Genomic DNA, 21,425 nt, shown 5'->3' with positions numbered 1-21,425 from the left:
AGCCTATGGCAATAAAAGATTTTCCAACTTCATTGCTTGCCTAAAAAGATATTTGAGCATCTAAATCTATTCAAACTACTTCAGATATCTCAACAGCAATTACCTTAGAAACAAGCTTCAACATCTTTTTTAACATTTATTTCAATAAATCTTACGGAGCAAGCAGAGTACTCTACTTGCTTCACAAAGTAATGTGTCCGCTGCCGAAAAGAGACCGGATTCCAGTCAACCCAATCAGCCATCCAGACTAACCTTCAGGAAGCTACAATGCTCAATTCATCCATCCTCTTCATTGATGCTACGGTTAAAAACTACCAAAATCTTCTCTTTGGTATTGAACCATCAACACAGGTCTTTGTCCTAAATTCTGAAGAAGATGGGGTTCGACAAATCACTGATTTGTTTGCAAAGAATCCTGGGTACAGCAACGTCCACATCGTCTCCCACGGTTCTCCAGGTTGCCTTTATCTTGGGCAGACACAACTCACCCTGGATACTCTCGATCGCTATGCTTGGGATCTAAAGACCTGGTTTACCTCCTTCCCTCTTCTCCCTTCCCCTCCCTCACTCCTGCTATATGGTTGTAACGTTGCGGTTGGAGATGCTGGAGCTGAGTTCATTGAGAAGTTGCACCAGTTCACTGGCGCGCAGATTGCAGCTTCTACGTCTCCCGTTGGTCATGCTTCGCTGGGTGGCACTTGGCAGCTTGACCACAAACTAGGACAAGTTCAAGCAACCCTCCCGATCGCCCCTTCCACCTTGGCTACCTATGAAGGAGTGTTAGCAGCACCTGTGATTAGTGACAGTATCACAATCACTCGCGCTGTTGATGAAGATAAAACTCTATCCATTACAGGAATTTCGGTTAGTGATGCGGATGCAGCAGATATCCAGACCGTCACCCTCTCTATTGCCCAAGGTCTCTTGAACCTCGCTTCAACCAGTGGACTAAGTGGAATTACAGGTGGCGGCACAGGCAGCATTAGCTTCTCAGGTACACTGTCTGCTGTTAATGCAGCATTAGCTGGGATGTTATACAAGCCGGGGTTAAACTACAGCGGTAATGAAACATTAGCCATTATAGTCAACGACGGAACTCAATCGGTCCTACGTAATGTGGCGATCGCTGTCACTCCAGTCAACGACACCCCAACCATTGCTCCATCCGGTATCAGTGTTGCAGAGGGAGGTAATAATTCCTTCAACGCTAGCAACTTTGGTATTGCCGACGTTGACAATGAAAATGTACAAATTATTGTCAAGCTCGATAGCTTGCCTAGCAAAGGCTATTTAACATTCAACGGTAACTTTCTCGTAGTTGGTTCTACCTTTTCCTATGACCAGACCGCTCAGTTACGATACGTGCATAGTGGTGCCCAGACGACAGCACCAGGTGGAACGAGTGATACCTTCACCATAACCGTTGACGATGGCGCAGGCGGAACTATTGGTGTAACGACCATTCCTGTCACGATTACTCCAGTTAACCAACTGCCCACGGTCAGCGGTACAAATACCCTATTTGAAGGAGAAACTAATCACCCGATCGCAATTTCCATTAGCGACCCAGACCAGACGGCTAGCAACTATACAGTTGAAATTCTCACTCTGCCTGTTGATGGCGTTTTGAAGCTGGGGAGCAATTCCGTCATTGCTGGGCAAACGCTAAGTTCTGCGGATCTAGCAAATCTCACTTACAGCCATGATAGCAACGACGATAACTTTGGTAACCCTCCTCCCGATGGCTTTACTATCCGAGTGATAGACGACGGCGGTGGCACTGGCACTCCAGGTTCTACCACATCCACCGTCAACCTCAATATTCAGCCCAACAACGATGACCCCGTTCTCGTTAGAAACACGGGACTACGCCTGAACACACTTTCAGAAGGTTTGACTAAAGTTATTACTCCTGCTGATCTAAGTGTCACCGATCCGGACTCACCAACTACCCAACTCACCTACACTCTCACTGCCGCACCTGACGTGGCGATCGGGGGACTAGAACGGTTTAACGGTACCAGTTGGGTAAGAATTGGTGTTGGTGCCAGTTTTACGCAGGATGATTTGAACAACAGTCGAGTTCGCTATGCATTCCACAAATCGTCTTCAGGTAATGAGGGTTTTGCCGATAGCTTTAGCTTCCAGGTTCGCGATGGCGAAATTCGTGAGTATCCCTCGACACGAGAAGGCGGCATTTGGAAATCGGATGGTTCTGCTCTACAAACCCTCACCTTCAACATTAATATTGATGTTCCAGCTACTGGAAGCGGCGGTACTGGTGGTACTCAAAACCCAACTGTTGTGGGTAATACCCCTCCAGTGATTGAGCTAAATAAGGGTCTTGCCAGTTTAAGTGAAGGTACCTCGACACTTATCACGAATGCCCTTTTACGCGCAACAGATACAGATAACATCCCCAGTGCAATTGTTTACCGTATCACCGGTTTACCCAGCAGCGGTTCAATTCAACTAAATGGCACGTCACTTGGTTTATATAGCTCATTCACCCAGGATGATATCAACAAGAATCGAGTTACCTTTAATCATGCAGGCAACGAAGACTTTGATGATAACTTCCGCTTCACCGTTAGCGATGGTACTAATGTCACCTTTGAGCAAACCTTTACAATCGATGCTACACCAGTCAACGATGCGCCTACGGTTGCGACCAGTGGTTCGCCTTTTCTAGTTGAAGCAGGCACGCTAGTCATCAATAATTCCTATCTTTCACTCAGTGATGTTGATGGTACAGGTGAAAAATCAGGAATAGACTTTGCTACACCAAACTCGCTCACGTTTCGGGTTGTCACGCTGCCGACGTATGGGTCGCTGCAAGTTGATCAGGGCAGCGGTTTCGTGACAGTCACATCCGGCACAATCATCACCAAAGCGCAGCTAGACGGTGGAAAGCTGCTCTACATCCATAATGGAACTGAGAATTTTACAGATAGTTTCGCTGTCCAAGCAGACGACAACACAGGCACACTCAACAAACTCAGCACAATTCAAACAGTCAATCTCACCATTGCCTCCCTTAATGATAATCCTGCCTTCGCGTCCTCCACTTCATTAACAGTTGCAGAAGCGGGAAGCGGTATAATTAAAGGCTCAAATAGGGTAGCAGATAATGAGCCTCACCTGCTTTACACTGACTCTGACAATACCACAGTTCAGCGGCAGTATCGCATCACTGACGCAACTGATAATGGTACTTTGTTCCGCAACGGACAAGCGCTATCAGTAGGGAGTGTCTTTACCCAAGCTGATTTAGACAATAACCGTATCACCTATACTCACAATGGGTCAGAAAACTATACTGATGCATTTAAATTTACGGTGAGTGATGGTGGTGGTGCAGCAGTTCCTGGCAACTACACAATCGCCATTACGCCAACCAACGATGCACCTCAACTGGCTGTCCCCACTGCTCAGATTTTCAATACCGATACCCCACTGACGTTTAGCAATGCCAGTGGCAATCGTATTACCGCCATCGACGTAGATTTAGATACGCTCAGTCCTGGCGAAACCGATGTTCTAAAGGTCACTCTTGACTTGCAAGTGGGTGAAGCAACTTACACCGCCAGCACTTTGACCTTGGGTTCCATCTCTGGCTTAACGGTTACGGGCAGCAATGGTACTTTAGGTGGCACTGTAACATTTAAAGGAACAAAGGCAAGTATTCAGGCAGCTCTAGACGGCTTACAAGTACAAGTGCCAACGGACGAAGACCGAGTATTATCACTGGTGGTGACTGTTGATGACTTAAATAATGGCGGACCTAATCCATCTCCATCTCCATCTGGATATAGCACGACCGTCACAAAGTCCATTGCTCTCTTTACCAGTAATGATAACGATGCTCCAACTATTGCCTCTCCTGCAAGCGTTACGGCAACTGAAGATGTAGCGTTTGGCTTTACGGGTGGAAATGTTATTGCGATCGCCGATGTAGATGCCTTTACTTCCACAGTCAACACGGTCACGTTGAACGTGACGAAGGGTACTCTTACCCTTACAAATTCCAGTTTGATTACATCTGGCGCAAACAACAGTAGCACGATTACCCTAACTGGAAGCTTAAGCGCAATCAACTCGGCACTGATAGGTTTATCGTATAAGGGAAATAGCAATGTTAACGGTAGCGATACGCTAACAATCGTTGCCAACGACCAGGGCAACACGGGACTAAATGGTGGCGTAAACGATCCAAAATCAACGACTCAAACGGTCAACATAACTCTTGCCCCAGTTAATGATCAGCCTACTCTGGCAGCACCCACCGCAGTCCAGACAATTTCTGATACCAGTCCAAAAATCTTTAGTACTGCCAACGGCAACGCTATCACCATTGATGACATTGCTGATCTGCCACTTTACGGTTTAGATAACTTCACAATCACTCTAAATGCGATCGACAGCACAACCAGTTTAGCCTATGGCATTCTCACAGTTGCCACTGGTTCTGGGGCAAGCGTAAGTGGAGATGGCACAGCCAGCGTCACCATTACAGGAACAAAAGCTCAAGTCAATGCAACGTTAAATGGATTGGGCTATGCTCCTACCAACTATAACTCAGAGGCAACGGTCACTTTGGCAGTTGTCGTCAATGATACGGCGAACGGTGGACCCGGTGCATTAACCGACACCAAGAACATCACGATTCAGGTTAGCGATTTTAATGACCCACCTGTTATCACCAACCCGACCACCATAACCGCTACCGAAGATCAATCATTTAGCTTTACAGGGACAAATCTCATTTCCTTAGCTGACCCGGATGATTTTGGCAAAACCCTAAGTATGACTCTGACAGTCGGTAAGGGAACTCTGGCATTCGGCACAATTACGGGACTAACCTTCACTAATGGCACCAACGGCAGTGCGAGCGTGACCGTGACCGGAACCAAAGCCGCACTCAACACGGCTCTATCTACACTGACCTATCAAAGCACTGCTAATGTCAATGGTTCTGATGCGTTGAGTATCCTGGTGAATGACCTGGGCAATACTGGCGCAGGAGGAGCGAAAACTGACAGCGAAACGGTCAACATCACTATCAATCCAATCAACGATGCTCCCACTCGAACCATCGGCAGTTCCGTTCCCTTTGGTACTGTCCCTGAAGATGCAGCACTGACTGGTACTTTAGTCTCATCCCTATTTGGCAGCAAGTTTGTTGACAACGTTGATCAGGTCGCAGGGGGATCTTCCGCAAACAACTTTGCTGGAATTGCAATCACTAATAATTTGGCTACATCAGGCACTCAAGGTAGATGGCAATGGTCAACAGATGGCACCACTTGGAACAACGTTGGAACTGGAGTATCTACAACTGAGGCTCTTGTGGTAGTGGCAAACTCCTATTTGCGATTCCTTCCTAAGGCAAACTACAACGGAGCAGTTGGAAATCTATCTGTTCGCTTAATTGATGATTCTCAAGGATCTGTTGCATCAGGGAATATAGTCAATGTTGGATCTGGTGGCGGTACAACTCCCTATAGCAACAGCAATAATGCAATCAGCTTGACCACCAGTGTCACAGCAGTGAATGATGCTCCGATCGCCACTGGATCGTCTACCTTAGCGGCTGTTAATGAAGATGCGGCATCTCCAGCCGGAGATACCATCACCAACCTGTTTACTACCAAATTTAGTGATATTACCGACCAAGTTACGAACGGCTCTACTGCCAATACTCTGGTAGGGGTAGCGATCGTCGGTAACGCAGTAACAACTGAAGGTATCTGGCAATACTTCAATGGCACAACTTGGCAAGCTGTAGGTAATCCCAGTGCAACAAATGCTTTGATAGTATCAGCTTCAGATAAACTTCGATTCGTTCCAGCTGCTAACTATAATGGTGCGGTTCCTGCACTCAACGTGCATTTAATTGACAGTTCCACTGGAACTGTGACAACTGGAACGATCGTTAACCTAAGTGGAGGTGGCGCAATTGGAGGTACAACCCGCTATAGCGCCAGCACTGTGCCATTAACCAGCAGCATCAACCCGGTTAATGATGCGCCCACGTTTAATAATCTCGGTGGTTCTGTTTCGTTCACCGAAAACGGTACGGCGGTGATTTTAGATGCAGATGCGATCGCCAATGATATAGAACTTGGAGGACTAGATAACTGGAACGGTGCTAGCCTAACCTTGCATCGTCAAGGAGGGGGCAACAGTCAGGATGCATTTGGTAATAGTGGTACGCTCGGCACGTTGGCTCAAGGGTCTAGCTTCGTGGTAAACGGAGTCACCATTGGTACAGTTACGGCAAACAGCGGTGGCACTCTTGTTCTAACTTTTAATGCCAATGCGACTACTGTCCTAGTCAATAGCGCCCTTCAGCAAGTTACCTACCGCAATATAAGTGAAGATCCACCCTCTTCGGTAGCGATCGCCTATACCCTCAATGACGACAACACAGGTGCCCAAGGCAGTGGTGGAGCATTGGCTGCCACCGGAACAGTGATAGTCAACATCACTCCCCTTAGTGATGCTCCAGTAATTAGCACTGGGGCAACGCTAGCTTACACCGAAAACCAAACAGCCCGAGTAGTTGACAATACTGTGACCGTGGCTGACGTAGATGACACCCAAATCAGGTCAGCAACCGTCACCATCAGCAATGGCTTCACTACAGGAGATGTGTTGGCTGCCGTTACTGGTGGCACTAACATCACAGCAAGTTACAACAGCAACACAGGTGTCTTAACGCTCTCTGGTACAGATACATTGGCGCGTTACCAGCAGGTTATGCGTTCAGTGACCTATCTCAACACCAGTGAAACTCCGACTCAAACAACAAACACTCGTACTGTCAGTTGGCAAGTTACAGATGCTAATTCCGATGGTGCTGGCGCTGCAACTAGTACACCTGTCACTAGCACAATTACCATCAATGCTTTGCCTGATCCAGTCAACGACGCGTTCAGTACCAATGAAGATACACTACTAAGCGCTAGCGTTGCTGATGCAGATATCGGGGATGGCCCAGCTACCTATGCAGTAAGCAGCGCTCCTAGCCACGGTGTCCTCAACTTTAACCCGAACGGCAGTTTCACGTACACACCTAGCCCCGATTACAACGGTTCCGATAGCTTTACTTATCGGGTAACGGATGCAAATGGAGATATCGGAACGGCGATCGCCACCATCACGGTTAATCCAGTAGCAGACATCCTCAACGACAGCAGCAGCACTAACGAAGATACTCCAGTCACAATTGCCGTGCTGGACAATGACACCTTTGCATTAGGAGCAACCGTTACAAGTGCCACCAACGGTAGCAATGGCAATGTAGTAATTAACTCTAATGGTACTGTCACCTATACGCCTAAGCCCAATTTCTTTGGGGCTGACAGCTTCACATACACCGTTATCTCCGGAGGTATGACCGAAACTACAACTGTCAATGTTACCGTGGATGCGGTTCCTGACCCCGTTAACGATACGTTTAGCACCAGTGAAGATACTCTTTTGAGTGGTAGTGTCGCTGATCCTGATGCAGGTGATGGACCAGCCACCTATGTGATAACAGGCGCACCTAATCACGGGGCTCTTAACTTCAATCTAGACGGCAGCTTTACCTACACACCGAATCCGGATTTCAATGGTACCGATACCTTCACTTATCAGGTAACGGATGCAAATGGGGATGTCGGAACAGCGATCGCCACTATCACGGTTAATCTTGTCACAGACATCCTCAATGACAGCAGCACTACTAACGAAGATACTCCAGTTAAGATTCCGGTACTGGGCAATGACAGCTTTGCATCAGGAGCCACAGTCACAAGTGTCACCAACAGCAGCAACGGCAGTGTGGTCATCAACCCAGATGGCACTGTCACTTACACTCCTAAACCTGACTTCAACGGCAACGATAGCTTTACCTACACCGTTTCCTCGGGTGGTGTGACTGAAACTGCAACTGTTAATGTCATAGTCAGTCCTGTTGCAGACATCCTCAACGACAGCAGCAGCACCGACGAGGATACTCCAGTCACAATTTCTGTTCTTGATAACGACAGCTTTGCATCAGGAGCAACGGTAACCGCAGTCACCAACGGCAGCAACGGCAGTGTGGTCATCAATCCCGATGGCACTGTCACTTACACTCCTAAACCTGACTTCAACGGCAACGATAGCTTTACTTACACCGTCACAACCGTAGCAGGTAACACTGAAACTGTAACTGTCAATGTCACAGTCAATCCTGCTGTAGATATCCTCAACAACAGCAGCGCTATTAACGAAGATACTTCGGTCACAATTTCTGTTCTTGATAACGACAGCTTTGCATCAGGAGCAACCGTAACCGCAGTCACTAACGGCAGCAACGGCAGTGTAGTCATCAACCCAGATAGCACTGTTACCTACACTCCTAAACCTGACTTCAACGGCAACGATAGCTTTACCTACACCGTTTCCTCGGGTGGTGTGACTGAAACTGCAACTGTTAACGTCACGGTCAATCCTGCCACAGATATCCTCAATGACAGCAGCACTACTGACGAAGACACTCCAGTCACTATTCCGGTACTAGGCAATGACAGCTTTGTATCAGGAGCCACAGTCACAAGTGTCACCAACAGCAGCAACGGCAGTGTGGTCATCAACCCAGATGGCACTGTCACTTACACTCCTAAACCTGACTTCAACGGCAACGATAGCTTTACCTACACCGTTTCCTCAGGTGGTGTGACTGAAACTGCAACTGTTAACGTCACAGTCAATCCTGCTGTAGATATCCTCAACGACAGCAGCAGCACCGACGAGGATACTCCGATTAAGATTTCGTTGCTAGGCAACGATAGCTTTACATCAGGAGCAACAGTCACAAGTGTCACCAACGGCAGCAACGGCACGGTTGTAATTAACTCTGATGGTACTGTCACCTACACTCCTAAACCTGACTTCAACGGCAACGATAGCTTCACCTACACCGTTTCCTCGGGTGGCGTGACTGAAACTGCAACTGTTAACGTCACAATCAATCCTGCTGTAGATATCCTCAACGACAGCAGCATTACTAACGAAGACACTTCGGTCACAATTCCTATTCTTGATAACGACAGCTTTGCATCAGGAGCAACCGTAACCGCAGTCACCAACGGCAGCAACGGCACAGTTGTAATTAACTCTGATGGCATTGTCACCTATACGCCTAAGCGTGACTTCAACGGCAACGACAGCTTCACCTATACCGTTTCTTCGAGTGGTGTGACTGAAACTGCAACTGTTAACGTCACAATCAACCCTGCTGTAGATGTCCTCAACGACAGCAGCACTACTAACGAAGGCACTTCCGTCATCATTCCCGTACTGGACAACGATAGCTTTGCATCAGGAGCCACGGTCACGAGCGTCACCAACGGTAGCAACGGCAGTGTGGTCATCAATCCTGATGGTACTGTCACCTATACGCCTAAACTTGACTTCAATGGCAACGATAGCTTCACTTACACCGTCACAACCGTAGCAGGTAACACTGAAACTGCAACTGTCAATGTCACAGTCAATCCTGCTGTAGACAGCATCAACGACAGCAGCAGCACTAACGAAGATACTCCAATCACCATTCCCGTACTGGGCAATGATACCTTTGCATCAGGGACAACGGTAACCGCAGCCACCAACGGCAGCAACGGCACAGTTGTAATTAACTCTGATGGCACTGTCACCTATACGCCTAAACCTGACTTCAGCGGCAATGACAGCTTTACCTACACCGCCACAACCGTGACAGGTGACACTGAAACTGCAACGGTTAATGTCATAGTCAATCCTGTTGCAGATATCATCAGCGACAACAATAGCACCGACGAGGATACTCCAGTTGTCATCCCTGTCCTTACTAACGACAGCTTTGCATCAGGAGCCACAGTCACAAGTGTCACCAATGGTAGTAATGGTAACGTGGACATCAACCCTGATGGTACTGTTACCTATACCCCCAATCTGAATTTTAACGGCCGCGATAGCTTTACCTACACCGTTACCTCCAGCGGTGTCATTGAAACTGCCACCGTTAATATTGCAGTGGATGCAGTTCCTGATCCCGCTAATGATGCATTCACAACCAGTGAAGATGTTTTAGTGAGTGGTAGTGTCGCCGATGTAGATATGGGAGATGAACCAGCTACCTATACCGTAACGAATGTGCCTAGCAACGGAATTCTCAGTTTTAATTCTGACGGCACTTTCATCTACACACCGAACTCTGACTTCAATGGCACTGATGCCTTCACATACCAGGTAACAGATACGAATGGAGATGCAGTAACGGCGATCGCCACTATCCTGGTCAAGCCAGTTGCTGACGTAGCTGGCGATAGTGGAGTTACTCAGAAAGGAAAGCCTGTCGTTATCAATGCTTTAGGAAACGATAGTTTCGAAAACAGCAATGCACAAATCCAAAGCATCACCCAAGGTAGAAATGGAACTGTTAGCATTAACCCAGATGGCACTCTCACCTACACTCCCAATACAAGTTTCGTAGGCACGGATCGTTTTACCTACACTGTGAGATCTGGAGGAGTAAACGAAACTGCAACCGTCAGCATTCAAGTTTCCCCACCTCCAGGACCTACTCCCAACAACGGTTCGTCTGGTCCAGATATCGTTATTGGGACTAATGGAGACGACATTCTCAACGGCTTTAGCGATATTGACATTCTTCGAGGACTTGGTGGTAACGACATTATTAATGGTGGTAGTAGCAGGGATGTCATGCGTGGAGATGATGGCAATGACATCCTCAATGGCGGTAGTGGCAATGATGATATGAGAGCAGGTACAGGAAAGGATATTCTCAATGGTGGTAGCGGTCAGGACTTGATGCTCGGTGGAACAGAGAATGATATCCTCAACGGTGGGCTCGGCAACGATCGCATCTATGGAGAAGCGGGTCAAGATACCTTAGATGGTGGAGATGGGCGCGATCGCCTCCATGGTGGACTTGATAACGATACCTTGAGAGGTGGTCGTGGTGATGATCTGCTGACAGGTGGAGTGGGTAAAGATACCCTGACAGGTGGACAAGGTCGTGATCAGTTTATCTATACCTCCGTCGGCGATTTTGGTGATGTCATCACCGATTTTGAAATTGTCAAAGATCGGATTAACTTCCGACCAATCCAAGGCATTCAATCCATGCGTGATCTTCGGTTTACTCAGAAAGGTGACGATACTTTACTGAAAGCCAACATCAACGGCAGCCTTAAGACTGTTGCAGTGCTTGAGGATGTCAACGCAAGTACACTCTCTCAAAGACATTTCATCTTCTAAACCGTTTTCTAGCGCTACACGCCTTGGCAAGGCGTTTATGTGAAAGTTCCTGTATCGCGAGAATTTCATACAAGAACGAGTTCCAAGTATGTGTAGCACCATACAGGTGTAGACCATACAAATTAGATAGAAAGGAAGGAAGAACTAAAGTCCTCCTTCCCTTTCTGTCTAGGTTTAAGGCGAGTTTATAGCGCAAGTGACAAATTTATCCATGTTCGTCGAACTGCATTCGTTCTGGTATAGGTTTAATTGCGCTGGGAACACTCAGGAAATGAGTGATATTCGTTATTACTCATTCCCTACCTCCTAAGCGAACTCCATCTACTGCAAATACACAGTCATGACACTCACAGACTATCTGTTTCTCACAGGACTTCTAGCCTCCATTGCTGTTTCATTTCCAGCGATCGCCCAGACTCCAGAAACAGATATCTCTGAACCCGAAAGTGCCCCTCTGAGTGAAACAGGCTCTGCTGTAGATTTGGTTATCCCATCTCGATTAGGGGTTGAACATTCGACATCGGGTGGAGGTTTTGACGGAGTGACTCAATTTGAGGGATTCATTCCGCTCAGACAAGATCCGGGGCAAAATATCACCTTTTTTGTTCCTCAGCTTCTGCTAGATAATGACGGCAATATCGGCGGTAGTTTATTGCTAGGGCATCGGTTTTACTCACAATCCCGCGATCGCATCTTTGGTAGCTATGTAGCATTCGATAGTCGTGAAACTCATAACAACACCTTTCATCAACTGGGATTAGGGTTGGAGAGTCTAGGTGAAACTTGGGATTTTCGTATCAATGGTTATCTTCCGCTGGGAAGCTCTCGTCAATTGGCGGATGAACGGCGCTTCGACACAGGATTTGATATTTCAAGCGGGTTTGAGGAAAATCTTCTCGTATTATCAAGCCGCCGTGAACAACAAATTAACCGTCTGTATGAAGCAGCACTGTTTGGGCTGGATGCTGAGGCAGGGGTGAAATTGGCAGAGTGGGACGAGGGCAACGATGACCTGCGCGCCTTTGGGGGAGTATATTTCTATGACGCTATAAGTACAGACAGCACATTAGGATGGCGTTTGCGCTTGGAAGCAAGACCCACTCAAAATTTCACGTTGGGTCTTGCACTGCAGAATGATGATATTTTTGGCACCAATATTGTTCTCTCTACCGGCTTGACCTGGCCCAGGGTTCGCCCCAGGGGTCCAATCACTGAAGTGGAAGATGTCCCAGCACGGCTGGGTGAAACGATCGTTCGCCTTCCTAACATTCCCATTGATGCTCAACAAGAATCAGAAACAATCGTTGATGAGTTCACCGAGCCATTGATGAATCCTGAAGAGGAGCAACCCTATCGATTTGTGCATGTGACATTAGGGCAGCAAGCTCAAGGAGATGGGACTTTTGAGAATCCATTTGGCACGGTTGAGGAAGCATTAGAGGATACTCTCTCGGATGGAAACAACATTGTGTACATCAATGGAGGGAACAATCCAGATATTCCGGCGTTTACGATTCCAGATCGGGTTCGGGTACTTTCTCAAGGTCCAGTTCAGTTATTGGCTGGCTTACCCTTTCCGGGTTTCCCAGAAGCTCCTGCCCGGTTACCTTTTTCTCCTGTCGTGAATTATGAGGATGGCATTTTAGTGCATCTGCCATTTTCAGGAGATGGTAACTTTCCACGAATTCAAGATGCTGGAGCAACCGATTTAGTTGCGATGAGCGATCGCACCGTACTATCAGGTTTTAGAATTGCGAACGCCAGAGGCAATGCTGTTATCAGCAACCAAGCCGAGAATATTGAAATTCGGGACAATGCAATAACGAACGCAGGAGAGCGAGGCATTTTCCTAAATGAGGTGACAGGAAGTGTTGTCTTGTTTAATAACAGCATTACCGGATCACGGGGAGGCGCTGGTTCAGGACAAGGAATTCTGATTCGGAACTCAACTGATGGTGATGTGGAAGCCACCATCCAAAGCCATCAAATTGTAGATAATCGGGTTGCTATTGAAACTTCAGCACTGGGAAATTTAACTCAAGGATTTGATCCACAGCAAATCGTTAACATTACGGACACGAATTTGCGTAATAGCGGAGAACAAGCACTGCTTGCGACAGCTAGCAATTCGGGGAATCAGCAAATTTCATTTAGAGATGGCAATATCTTGAACAGCGGTGCAGAGGGGCTGCTGATTCAGGCAACTAACATAGGCTCTCAAGAGCTCATCCTAGAAAATAGCACCGTCAGAGGCAATGGAGGAGATGGAATTCGCACACAGTCGGGTACACCTAATGGATTTTCTACAGCAGCTCAAGAAGTATTTATTCGTAGAAATCAAATCATCAACAATGGTGGAGACGGTATTTCCATTGAAAGTAACGAAGTTGCTGCCCAAGAACTAGCAATTGATGCCAATGTGATTCAGGGTAACGGAGGCGCTGGAATTCGTGGAGTAGCCAATAATCTCAGCTTTCAGGAATACGTTACTGATGCTGCCAACAGTTCTTTGGGGATCAGCAACAACGTCATATCGGGTAACGGAGATCAAGGCATTGTCCTAACCACTAATGACTCTGCAACATTAATTACTGATATTCAAGAAAATAGTTTGTCAGACAACACAACTGGCGGCAATCCAGAAGTGGAAGTTACTGCTAGCTCAAGTACCACAGACGTATGTGTTGTCCTCAACGATAATACCAGTGCAACTGGCATCCGCTTAGACAACAATAGCTTGGGTGCTCCTGGACTTTTTGAGGTTGGCGATTTGCCTACTGTTTCATCCAGAAATATTGGAGAAGTGTTTGTGGAACCTAATTCATCAGTCTTTACCAATAAGGCTGGGGCTCCATCTTGCTTCAGAAACTAGCGCCTCAAAATTAAGCCAATCAGAACTAGTAGTACTTAACCCCGCTTTAGCTGAAACAAAATTGCTATGTTTTTATTCTGGAATTAGTAGCGCTGAAAAAGTAGTTATTACTGTTGCAGTTTATGCAAGTTTCAGCTCATAGGAATAGTTGTCCCTCACACCGTTCCTATTACACTGGCTCGTTATTATAGATTTACTTTTCTGTTACGAGGGATAACCGACTCAAATGGTGCTCAAAATTGAAGCCCTGATTAAGGGGGTAGGCAGAGCACGAAATGAAAGCTAGTGTATAAGAGGGCTATCAGGTTAAACGACCTAAGTCTTTGTATAGATGTTGGGTTCGTTGTTCTACCCGATACTTTATGAGTTCAAAGGGTTAGGTAGGCTAAGATAGCACAAATGTAAGAGTAGACTGATTCTTTCAATATCTGTTTATTCCGGTTCTTTTAATTCTTGTACGGAATTCATCATTGGCTATGAGTCCGTAGGATCGAAATCTTAAAAAAATCTTAAAAAGCCTTAAAATTAAGTGTGGTGTAGGTGACAGGAGGTTCAACGTGTTTCTAAGACTTGCAGAGCAGCATCGACAATTTGTCAAGGATTTGGTCATGAATCTTCAAGCTCTTGCGATTGTGCTTGAGCGACGGGGTTATTTGGCTTCCTGCTACACCTGTGGTGGGCAAATGAATAGTGCTTCTTTCATGGTTAGCTTAGGCAACGATCATTTGATTCGATTCCTAGTATCTGACTATGGGATCACTTGGACTGAGATGCGGGATGATCGGGAGCTCATGAAGCTAGAAGGTGCTGAAGCGATCAGCCAACTTCAAGAGCTAGCTAACCTTGTTAAGTATCAGATTGCCCCCTCTGAGTACCGTCCGGCGATCGCTCAACCTTCTTAACCTAGCTCCCCCTACTTACGATAGGTTTAGCCTAGCTGTGAGTTCGCCTCACTTTCGATGATGGCGAGTAGATGATAACAACGGAGATGCGCTGGTTCTACCCTGGTTCTTTACCCACAGCGGTCAGAAATTGGTTCCAAGCCACCTGGGATCAGGCTATAGCGCCAATTGAGGTTCGTGAAGATCAATACTTGCAACTGCCCAAGTGTGAATACCTCAACTTAAAGTTGCGGCATGGGAGCCTGGAGCTAAAACTTCGACTCAAGCAACTTAGAACTTTACAGGTTGGGGATCGCTGGGCTGGTCAGGTCGAGGTTTGGCAGAAGTGGAGCTTGCAAGATTCTTCTGAATACCTAGATTTAGCCGATGTAGAGGCAGAGGCGACCTGGATTAGCGTCGAGAAGGTGCGATCGCAACAGCAATATCAAACCTTTCCGGCTCAGCCTCCAAAAGCAATTTCCTTTGAGCAACAGCCTGAGCAAGGCTGTAGGGTTGAATTAACAGAATTGAAAGTACAAGATGCAGCTTGGTGGAGTCTGGCATTTGAGGCATTTGGTGATCCCAGTCAGCAATTCAACCAGCTTCAAGTTGTTGTTGAGCAGATTAGCAATCCGCTAGCACCAACTCTAGATTTGCATCACTCCTACGCCTATCCTAAGTGGCTATTAAATATTCGTTAGTGATCCCTTAACCAAAGCTTAATGCTTCACTTACAATTTATCTACTGAACATTGATAAATTTGATACGAAATTGTGGGACTTTCAGAAACTAACTTATTACTTCCAGCCGATGGAGCAGGAATTGTGCTCAGGCTGGGTCTAGCCATATTTGCGGGTGCTCTAATTGGGTGGGAACGAGAAGCTGCCGAAAAACCTGCTGGTTTAAGGACTCATATGCTAGTGAGCTTTGGCTCTGCTATGTTTGTGCTGACAAGCATTCAGACAGGAGCCGTTGAGCAAAGTGCTGACGTTCTTAGTCGAGTAATGCAAGGGGTGATTGCTGGAATAGGATTCTTGGGGGCCGGAGAAATTTTCTCAACGACTCGCTCTGACTCAGATCAAATTAGGGTTAAAGGGTTGACTTCTGCTGCTGCCATTTGGGTTTCAGCTTCTTTAGGAGTGGTAATGGGCTGTGGGTTGTGGCAGCTTGGGCTGTTAGGGGCAGGAATGACCTTTTTAATTCTTTGGGGTGTGAAGAAATTTGAGCGCTGATTTGCGACGCTATTAAATCTGAAAGAACAAATCATAGAGCGACAGCAGAATTTCTACGACGATCAGGACTACGACATACCATTCCACTCGAAGTCCAGTGTTGTGTTGGAGTAAATCTAGTACGGTTTCTGCGGTTCGAGAAATTAGCTCTAGCTTTCGCTCTAGGGCTAAATGGCGTTCTCGAATCTCGTATTCATTCTCTAAACGTAGATAGAGGCGCTCTAACTCTGGTGCATCCCAAAGCAGTTCTGGCTTATCAATAATTTCGACGCGACCAACAATTTTGTGTTGAATAGAGAGAGTTCTACCCAGTTGCCTGAGTAGTTCTTTGCCCCAGCGTTCGTTTCGGGTTGTACGTTGTAGGCTTTCAGCAAAAGGTTCAATCTGGTCAAAGACGCTAGCGGTGCCGACTTCATACTGAGCTAACACAACGCTTTTAGCCAAGATGTCAGCGACAATTTGCAGCCGTTCAATCCCAAATTCTTGTAGCCAAATCATTCCATTTTCTACCCGTTCGGCTCCAACCTGCTCTAGTTGAAGGGTAGCTTCTTCGGTTTCGGGAGAGGAGAAGGGCTCAATGATAAAGGGTTGAAGCTGCGTGAGGAAGAAAGCTTCTTCAAGAGGGTCAAGCCCAAATAACACAACCGCTCCGTAGCGGAACAAAGCTGCACAGCCGTGATCCCCGGCAGTTACGACTAGAGGGACGGTTGCGAGAGAGTCGGTGTTCTCTAAAGCTTTTAGCTCTAAACGTTCGCCTACAAATATGGCGCGACCTTGAACGGATTCTCTATCGGTAAAGAGTACTTTTTGCATATAGTTATAGTAAGCCTGCTGTTCATAGAAAAATGCAAGCCACTACTCACTCTAAGGAATGGGAATCAGAAGCGATCGCCCATTTGTTCTGCGTTTCGCCTCAGATCAAGGTTCAGATTGGTAGTAGTCTCCAGGCTTAATTTCCCCGATCGTATCCTGATTTTTGTTGATACAGCCAGGTTTACGGGCATACTGACAGACTCTAGCCCATAAAGTTGCTCTACTGCCTGGTGAACCTGAAGAAAATAGCACTCTGTCTCCGCCAACGGCTGGCACTATTTTCACTCCGCAGACAGGGCAAACTTGAGCTGTTTTTTCAGACATGGCTGCTGAATTAGGTCAACTTCAGAGACATTAAACGGTTTTGTATACCTTACAACAGCTTTTCAATCAATCCAAGCTTCAGGGATCTATTTGTTAATGTCCGATTATTAATCTCCGATCGCCTGACCTGCAATCCAGGCGGTTGTCCAAGCGCTTTGAAAATTGAACCCTCCGGTGACACCGTCAATATCTAGTATTTCTCCAGCAAAGTAAAGCCCCGGGCAACAGCGGCTTTCCATCGTCTTGAAGTCTACGTCCTTGAGGCGAATTCCTCCACAAGTGACAAATTCTTCTTTAAAGACGCCCTTTCCCCGAATTAGGTAGCGATTTTGAGTTAGTTCTTGAATAAGCTGGTTGAGCGATTTTTTTGACAGGTCTGTCCATCGAGCATCAGGCGCAATGTCTACAGTTGCAGTGAGATACTGCCATAGCCGCCGGGGAAGAGGAAGAGGACAGTTGGAGGCGATCGCCCGTCGAGGTTGCTCTGCCTTAGCTTTCAATAATTCTTGGCGCAACTGATCAGGATTGTGTTGCGGTAGCCAGTTGACCTGAAGAGTTGCCTGATATTGATGTTCGTACAAAGCTCTTGCTCCCCAGGCAGAAAGTTTTAGTACGGCGGGACCGCTCAATCCCCAGTGGGTGATTAAGAGCGCTCCGCTTTGCTCTAGGGGTTTGCTGTCTGGGATCAGTAGCTTTGTCTGGACAGGCTCGACGGATACGCCTGCCAGTTCTCGCAGGTGGGGATCAGGAATGTTGAAGGTAAAGAGAGAAGGGACTGGAGATTCGATTTTATGCCCTAAAGCCTTTGCAAGCTGATAGCCTTGGGGATTGCTGCCTGTTGTCAGGAGGAGGCGATCGCTGTGTAATCTTTCACCTGATTTTAATTCCAGCTCAAACCCCGTCTCAGAGCGTGTAACAGCAACAGTAGAGACGCCTGTGTAGATTTCTACCCCAGACTGGCGAGCCGCTTGAGTTAAGCAGTCTACGACCGTAGCAGAATCGTCTGTTACTGGAAACATTCGCCCATCTGATTCAGTTTTAAGCTTGACCCCCCGTTTGGCGAACCAATCTACGGTATGGCGTGGCTGAAAGCGGCTAAACGCACCCCGTAGGGCTTTACCGCCCCTAGGATAATACTGCACTAGTAATGCGGGATCAAAGCAGGCATGGGTAACGTTACACCGCCCACCTCCAGAAATGCGAACTTTGGTGAGCGTTTTACGACTGGCCTCTAGCAGCGTTACGTGAGCATGGGGGTGGGCTTCAGCGGCAGCGATCGCTCCAAAAAAACCTGCTGCGCCGCCGCCAACTACCACTATCTGTAGGGATGCTGCCAAACCGTACTCACCCATTCATCCAACTATTAAAAACTAGCTGCGAGAGTCCAGCGTCTGCGTGAGCCGATCCAGCGCAGTGGTTAGTCTTTCTTGAGACACCACGATGGGATCAACCGGAGCCGTCTCAGCCTCAGCAACTTCCTCCTGCCGCTTAAATCGTGCTAGAGCGCGAATCACTAGATAAATCACAAAAGCAATGATGACAAAGTCAACAACCGAGCCTAGAAAACTGCCAATCAGAATTGCTTTTTCAGATCCTTCTACTTCAGGAGTACCAGGCACTAAAACAATTCTAGCGGTTCTCCAGTTTCCGCCAGGGATAAAGAGACTGACGATTGGCATGACTAAATCTTGCACAAACGATGTGACTATCTTTCCAAACGCGCCACCGATGATCACCGCGATCGCCAAATCCATCACATTCCCTTTCAGAGCAAATTCCCGAAAATCTCTCAGGAATCCCCCAGCAGCACTTCTACCTCTTCTAATTGCCATAGTTTCGCCACAGTTACTTAAAAGTTTGTAAATTCTCGTACTTCTACGTACAATCTTTTCTGGACGAGTAAATTGAAGATCCTGTACAACAGGACATGCTATCAGTCTCATCTCGGCAAGAAATAAAATTTCCTCAATTCTTGATAAATTTCCCTTGAGTCCGATGAATTTTACCCCTTGAGGCGAAAGGAAGCCCATGTTTGAGGGAATTCTGGTGAGGATGTGGTGTCCAAAATGCTGTATTCTGATCAGTCTCTCAGCTCTCGCGTTAGAGCTACGGTTAGACTTCCCAAGCGATTGAGCTTCCCAATCAACGAAAACTCAGGAAGATTTGAGCATGTCTATCGAGCAACTTCAGCCTGCTAATCCCCGTGATGTCAATGTGTATATGCCTTACTACCAGGGCAACAAGCGAGGTGCGTTGCCTCTAGCGATCAGCCTCTATCAAAGAGGGAGCTTAGAGGGATCACGCAAAATAGAAGGCGGTGAAAGTATTCCGTTTGTAGTCAGTTGGAATGTCTCGTCTCTGCCTGCTGATTTAACACGTTGTCGAATGCAGTTTGACGGTAATGCAGAGTTGAGCTACGAGTTGACCCTAGCAAACTTTGAGTTTGTCGATTTTTTAATTGATGTCATCATTAATTTCAAGCGTTCTCGCTTAGCAGACTTTTCACAGTCCTTCTACCGTAAGCTGTTGCGCTTAGACGATTAGCGATCGCAAATTCAGTAAAATCTTGATTTTGAGGGTGAGAGGCACGACATCGTCGGACTTCTCACCCTCAAAAATTGTGGAACTTATGAAACAAGCACTAACTTCTTGTGATGTAATAGCTTGAAGTCCCTTCTGTGGGCAGCTAGTTTAGAGCAAATAGAATGGAGCAAACAAAACTGCCACTTAGAATGGGATCACAAAAGTCTGAATTTGAATAGGTTTTTAGAGGAGCGAGGGCGTGCCAAAGTCCACAAAATTTTTACTAGTTGGTTCAACAGAGGCTTATAGCGGCAAGTCAGCCACAATTTTAGGACTGGCTTATGGACTTCAAAGCAAAGGACTGGATGTTGCCTACGGTAAACCGCTGGGAACCTGCTTAAGTGAATCTCAAACCGATTCAATGGATGAAGATGTCCGGTTCATCAGCCAAACGCTGAATTTGCCGGAAAATCGCCTTTGCTCAACTCTGCTTACACTAGACGAAGTCACAATTGCTAAAAGAGTTTGTGCAGAAGACACGATCGACTACCAGCCGATATTGCAACGATATTCTCAGTGTCAGGGAGAAGATTTGGTGTTGCTGGAGGGACCAGGAACTCTCGAAGAAGGCAGGCTATTTGATCTATCGTTACCTCAAATTGCTCAGACAATGGATGCGGCTGTTGTTTTGGTGGTTCGGTTTAACTCGATGCTGGCGGTAGATGCTTTGATTGCAGCCAAAGATCGGTTGGGCGATCGCCTCATTGGTACCCTGATTAACGACGTTGCTGCTGACCAGCTAGAAATTGTACAGACTAAGATTCAACCATTTTTAGAAGATCAAGGAATTGCAGTTCTAGGGGTGCTACCTCGTAACATTCTGCTAAAAAGCGTCAGCGTGGGGGAATTGGTGCATCAACTGAAAGCAGAAGTGCTGTGTCGTCCTGACCGCATGGACTTGATGGTGGAGAGCCTGACGATTGGGGCAATGAATGTTAATTCGGCACTCAAGTATTTCCGTAAAGCCCGAAACATGGCAGTGGTGACAGGAGGCGATCGCACAGATATTCAACTTGCAGCCCTGGAAACCTCCACACAATGCCTAATTTTGACCGGACATTTACCTCCTTCTGCAACCATTCTTAGTCGGGCTGACGACCTGGAAATTCCAATTCTCTCTGTAGATCTCGACACTTTGACGACTGTAGAAATCATTGATCGCGCTTTTGGGCAGGTGAGATTGCAAGAACCGATCAAAGTGCAATGCATTCGGCACCTGATGGAAGAGCATTTTGATATCGATCGCCTGATTGCAAAGCTAGGGCTGAAAACGGCTACAAGCATACAACCCTTAGCTTCCAGCTCTTGAAACTTGCTTAACGTTAAGGAAAAACAGGACTCAATTTGCCTGATCTAGAATAGAGATATTCGGTCTAAACTTGATCCCCAGGCAGTTTTTCTTGTTTTGTCTTGTCTTGTTG

General features: G+C 46.9%; 11 protein-coding genes. 7 read left to right on the top strand and 4 right to left on the bottom strand.

The genetic code is table 11. The annotated features are described in order from the left end of the window. Window positions 1-267: 267 nt before the first annotated feature. The 5 genes from H6G00_RS08060 to H6G00_RS08040 all read left to right on the top strand — a co-directional run bounded on the left by H6G00_RS08060 (window position 268) and on the right by H6G00_RS08040 (window position 16,284). Window positions 268-11,298 (top strand): tandem-95 repeat protein, encoded by an 11,031-nt coding sequence (locus H6G00_RS08060; RefSeq protein ID WP_190796356.1) that lies wholly within the window; start codon window positions 268-270, stop codon window positions 11,296-11,298. 340 nt (window positions 11,299-11,638) lie between these two features. Then, the gene (locus H6G00_RS08055; protein ID WP_190796355.1) at window positions 11,639-14,170 is read left to right on the top strand and encodes a right-handed parallel beta-helix repeat-containing protein; all 2,532 of its coding nucleotides are present in this window, start codon (window positions 11,639-11,641) and stop codon (window positions 14,168-14,170) included. A 557-nt stretch (window positions 14,171-14,727) separates the two neighbouring features. Further along, window positions 14,728-15,072 (top strand): DUF1815 family protein, encoded by a 345-nt coding sequence (locus H6G00_RS08050; RefSeq protein ID WP_190644577.1) that lies wholly within the window; start codon window positions 14,728-14,730, stop codon window positions 15,070-15,072. A 71-nt stretch (window positions 15,073-15,143) separates the two neighbouring features. Beyond that, entirely contained in the window at window positions 15,144-15,752 is a 609-nt protein-coding gene (locus H6G00_RS08045; protein WP_190796354.1) for a hypothetical protein, read from the top strand. 73 nt (window positions 15,753-15,825) lie between these two features. Further along, complete coding sequence (locus H6G00_RS08040; protein ID WP_190796353.1) at window positions 15,826-16,284, top strand: MgtC/SapB family protein; 459 nt, start codon at window positions 15,826-15,828, stop codon at window positions 16,282-16,284. 12 nt (window positions 16,285-16,296) lie between these two features. Here the strand turns inward: H6G00_RS08040 and H6G00_RS08035 are convergent, their stop codons facing one another. The 4 genes from H6G00_RS08035 to mscL form a co-directional block, all read right to left on the bottom strand. Further along, window positions 16,297-17,097 (bottom strand): RMD1 family protein, encoded by an 801-nt coding sequence (locus H6G00_RS08035; protein WP_190796352.1) that lies wholly within the window; start codon window positions 17,095-17,097, stop codon window positions 16,297-16,299. A 105-nt stretch (window positions 17,098-17,202) separates the two neighbouring features. Next, on the bottom strand, window positions 17,203-17,421 hold the full coding sequence (locus tag H6G00_RS08030; protein WP_190644581.1) for a hypothetical protein: 219 nt from the start codon (window positions 17,419-17,421) through the stop codon (window positions 17,203-17,205). Between the two features lie 107 nt (window positions 17,422-17,528). Next, a complete protein-coding gene (locus tag H6G00_RS08025; protein WP_190796351.1) occupies window positions 17,529-18,773 on the bottom strand; it encodes an NAD(P)/FAD-dependent oxidoreductase in 1,245 nt (414 codons plus the stop codon). An 18-nt stretch (window positions 18,774-18,791) separates the two neighbouring features. After that, window positions 18,792-19,253, bottom strand: coding sequence for a large conductance mechanosensitive channel protein MscL (mscL, locus tag H6G00_RS08020; RefSeq protein WP_190796350.1), 462 nt, complete (start codon window positions 19,251-19,253; stop codon window positions 18,792-18,794). 337 nt (window positions 19,254-19,590) lie between these two features. On the opposite strand from mscL, the gene ebsA reads away from it, so the two are divergent. Both ebsA and H6G00_RS08010 read left to right on the top strand, forming a co-directional pair. After that, on the top strand, window positions 19,591-19,965 hold the full coding sequence (ebsA, locus tag H6G00_RS08015; RefSeq protein WP_190644584.1) for a type IV pilus biogenesis protein EbsA: 375 nt from the start codon (window positions 19,591-19,593) through the stop codon (window positions 19,963-19,965). A gap of 238 nt (window positions 19,966-20,203) precedes the next feature. Beyond that, window positions 20,204-21,313: a DRTGG domain-containing protein gene (locus H6G00_RS08010; protein WP_190796349.1), complete on the top strand. Its 1,110-nt coding sequence runs from the start codon at window positions 20,204-20,206 to the stop codon at window positions 21,311-21,313. The last annotated feature ends 112 nt before the right edge of the window (window positions 21,314-21,425 follow it).

The organism is Leptolyngbya sp. FACHB-541, assembly GCF_014695875.1.
GTDB lineage: Bacteria > Cyanobacteriota > Cyanobacteriia > Elainellales > Elainellaceae > JAAUTN01.
The sequence above is the reverse complement of the archived record's forward strand: the minus strand, read 5'-3'. Positions and strand labels throughout refer to the sequence as shown.

Excerpts from the sequence above, each read along its gene's own strand:
- H6G00_RS08025 (WP_190796351.1), bottom strand. The coding sequence starts at position 18,773 with ATGGGTGAGTACGGTTTGGCAGCATCCCTACAGATAGTGGTAGTTGGC.
- H6G00_RS08035 (WP_190796352.1), bottom strand. The coding sequence starts at position 17,097 with ATGCAAAAAGTACTCTTTACCGATAGAGAATCCGTTCAAGGTCGCGCC.
- H6G00_RS08045 (WP_190796354.1), top strand. The coding sequence starts at position 15,144 with ATGATAACAACGGAGATGCGCTGGTTCTACCCTGGTTCTTTACCCACA.
- mscL (WP_190796350.1), bottom strand. The coding sequence starts at position 19,253 with ATGGCAATTAGAAGAGGTAGAAGTGCTGCTGGGGGATTCCTGAGAGAT.
- H6G00_RS08030 (WP_190644581.1), bottom strand. The coding sequence starts at position 17,421 with ATGTCTGAAAAAACAGCTCAAGTTTGCCCTGTCTGCGGAGTGAAAATA.
- H6G00_RS08055 (WP_190796355.1), top strand. The coding sequence starts at position 11,639 with ATGACACTCACAGACTATCTGTTTCTCACAGGACTTCTAGCCTCCATT.
- ebsA (WP_190644584.1), top strand. The coding sequence starts at position 19,591 with ATGTCTATCGAGCAACTTCAGCCTGCTAATCCCCGTGATGTCAATGTG.
- H6G00_RS08060 (WP_190796356.1), top strand. The coding sequence starts at position 268 with ATGCTCAATTCATCCATCCTCTTCATTGATGCTACGGTTAAAAACTAC.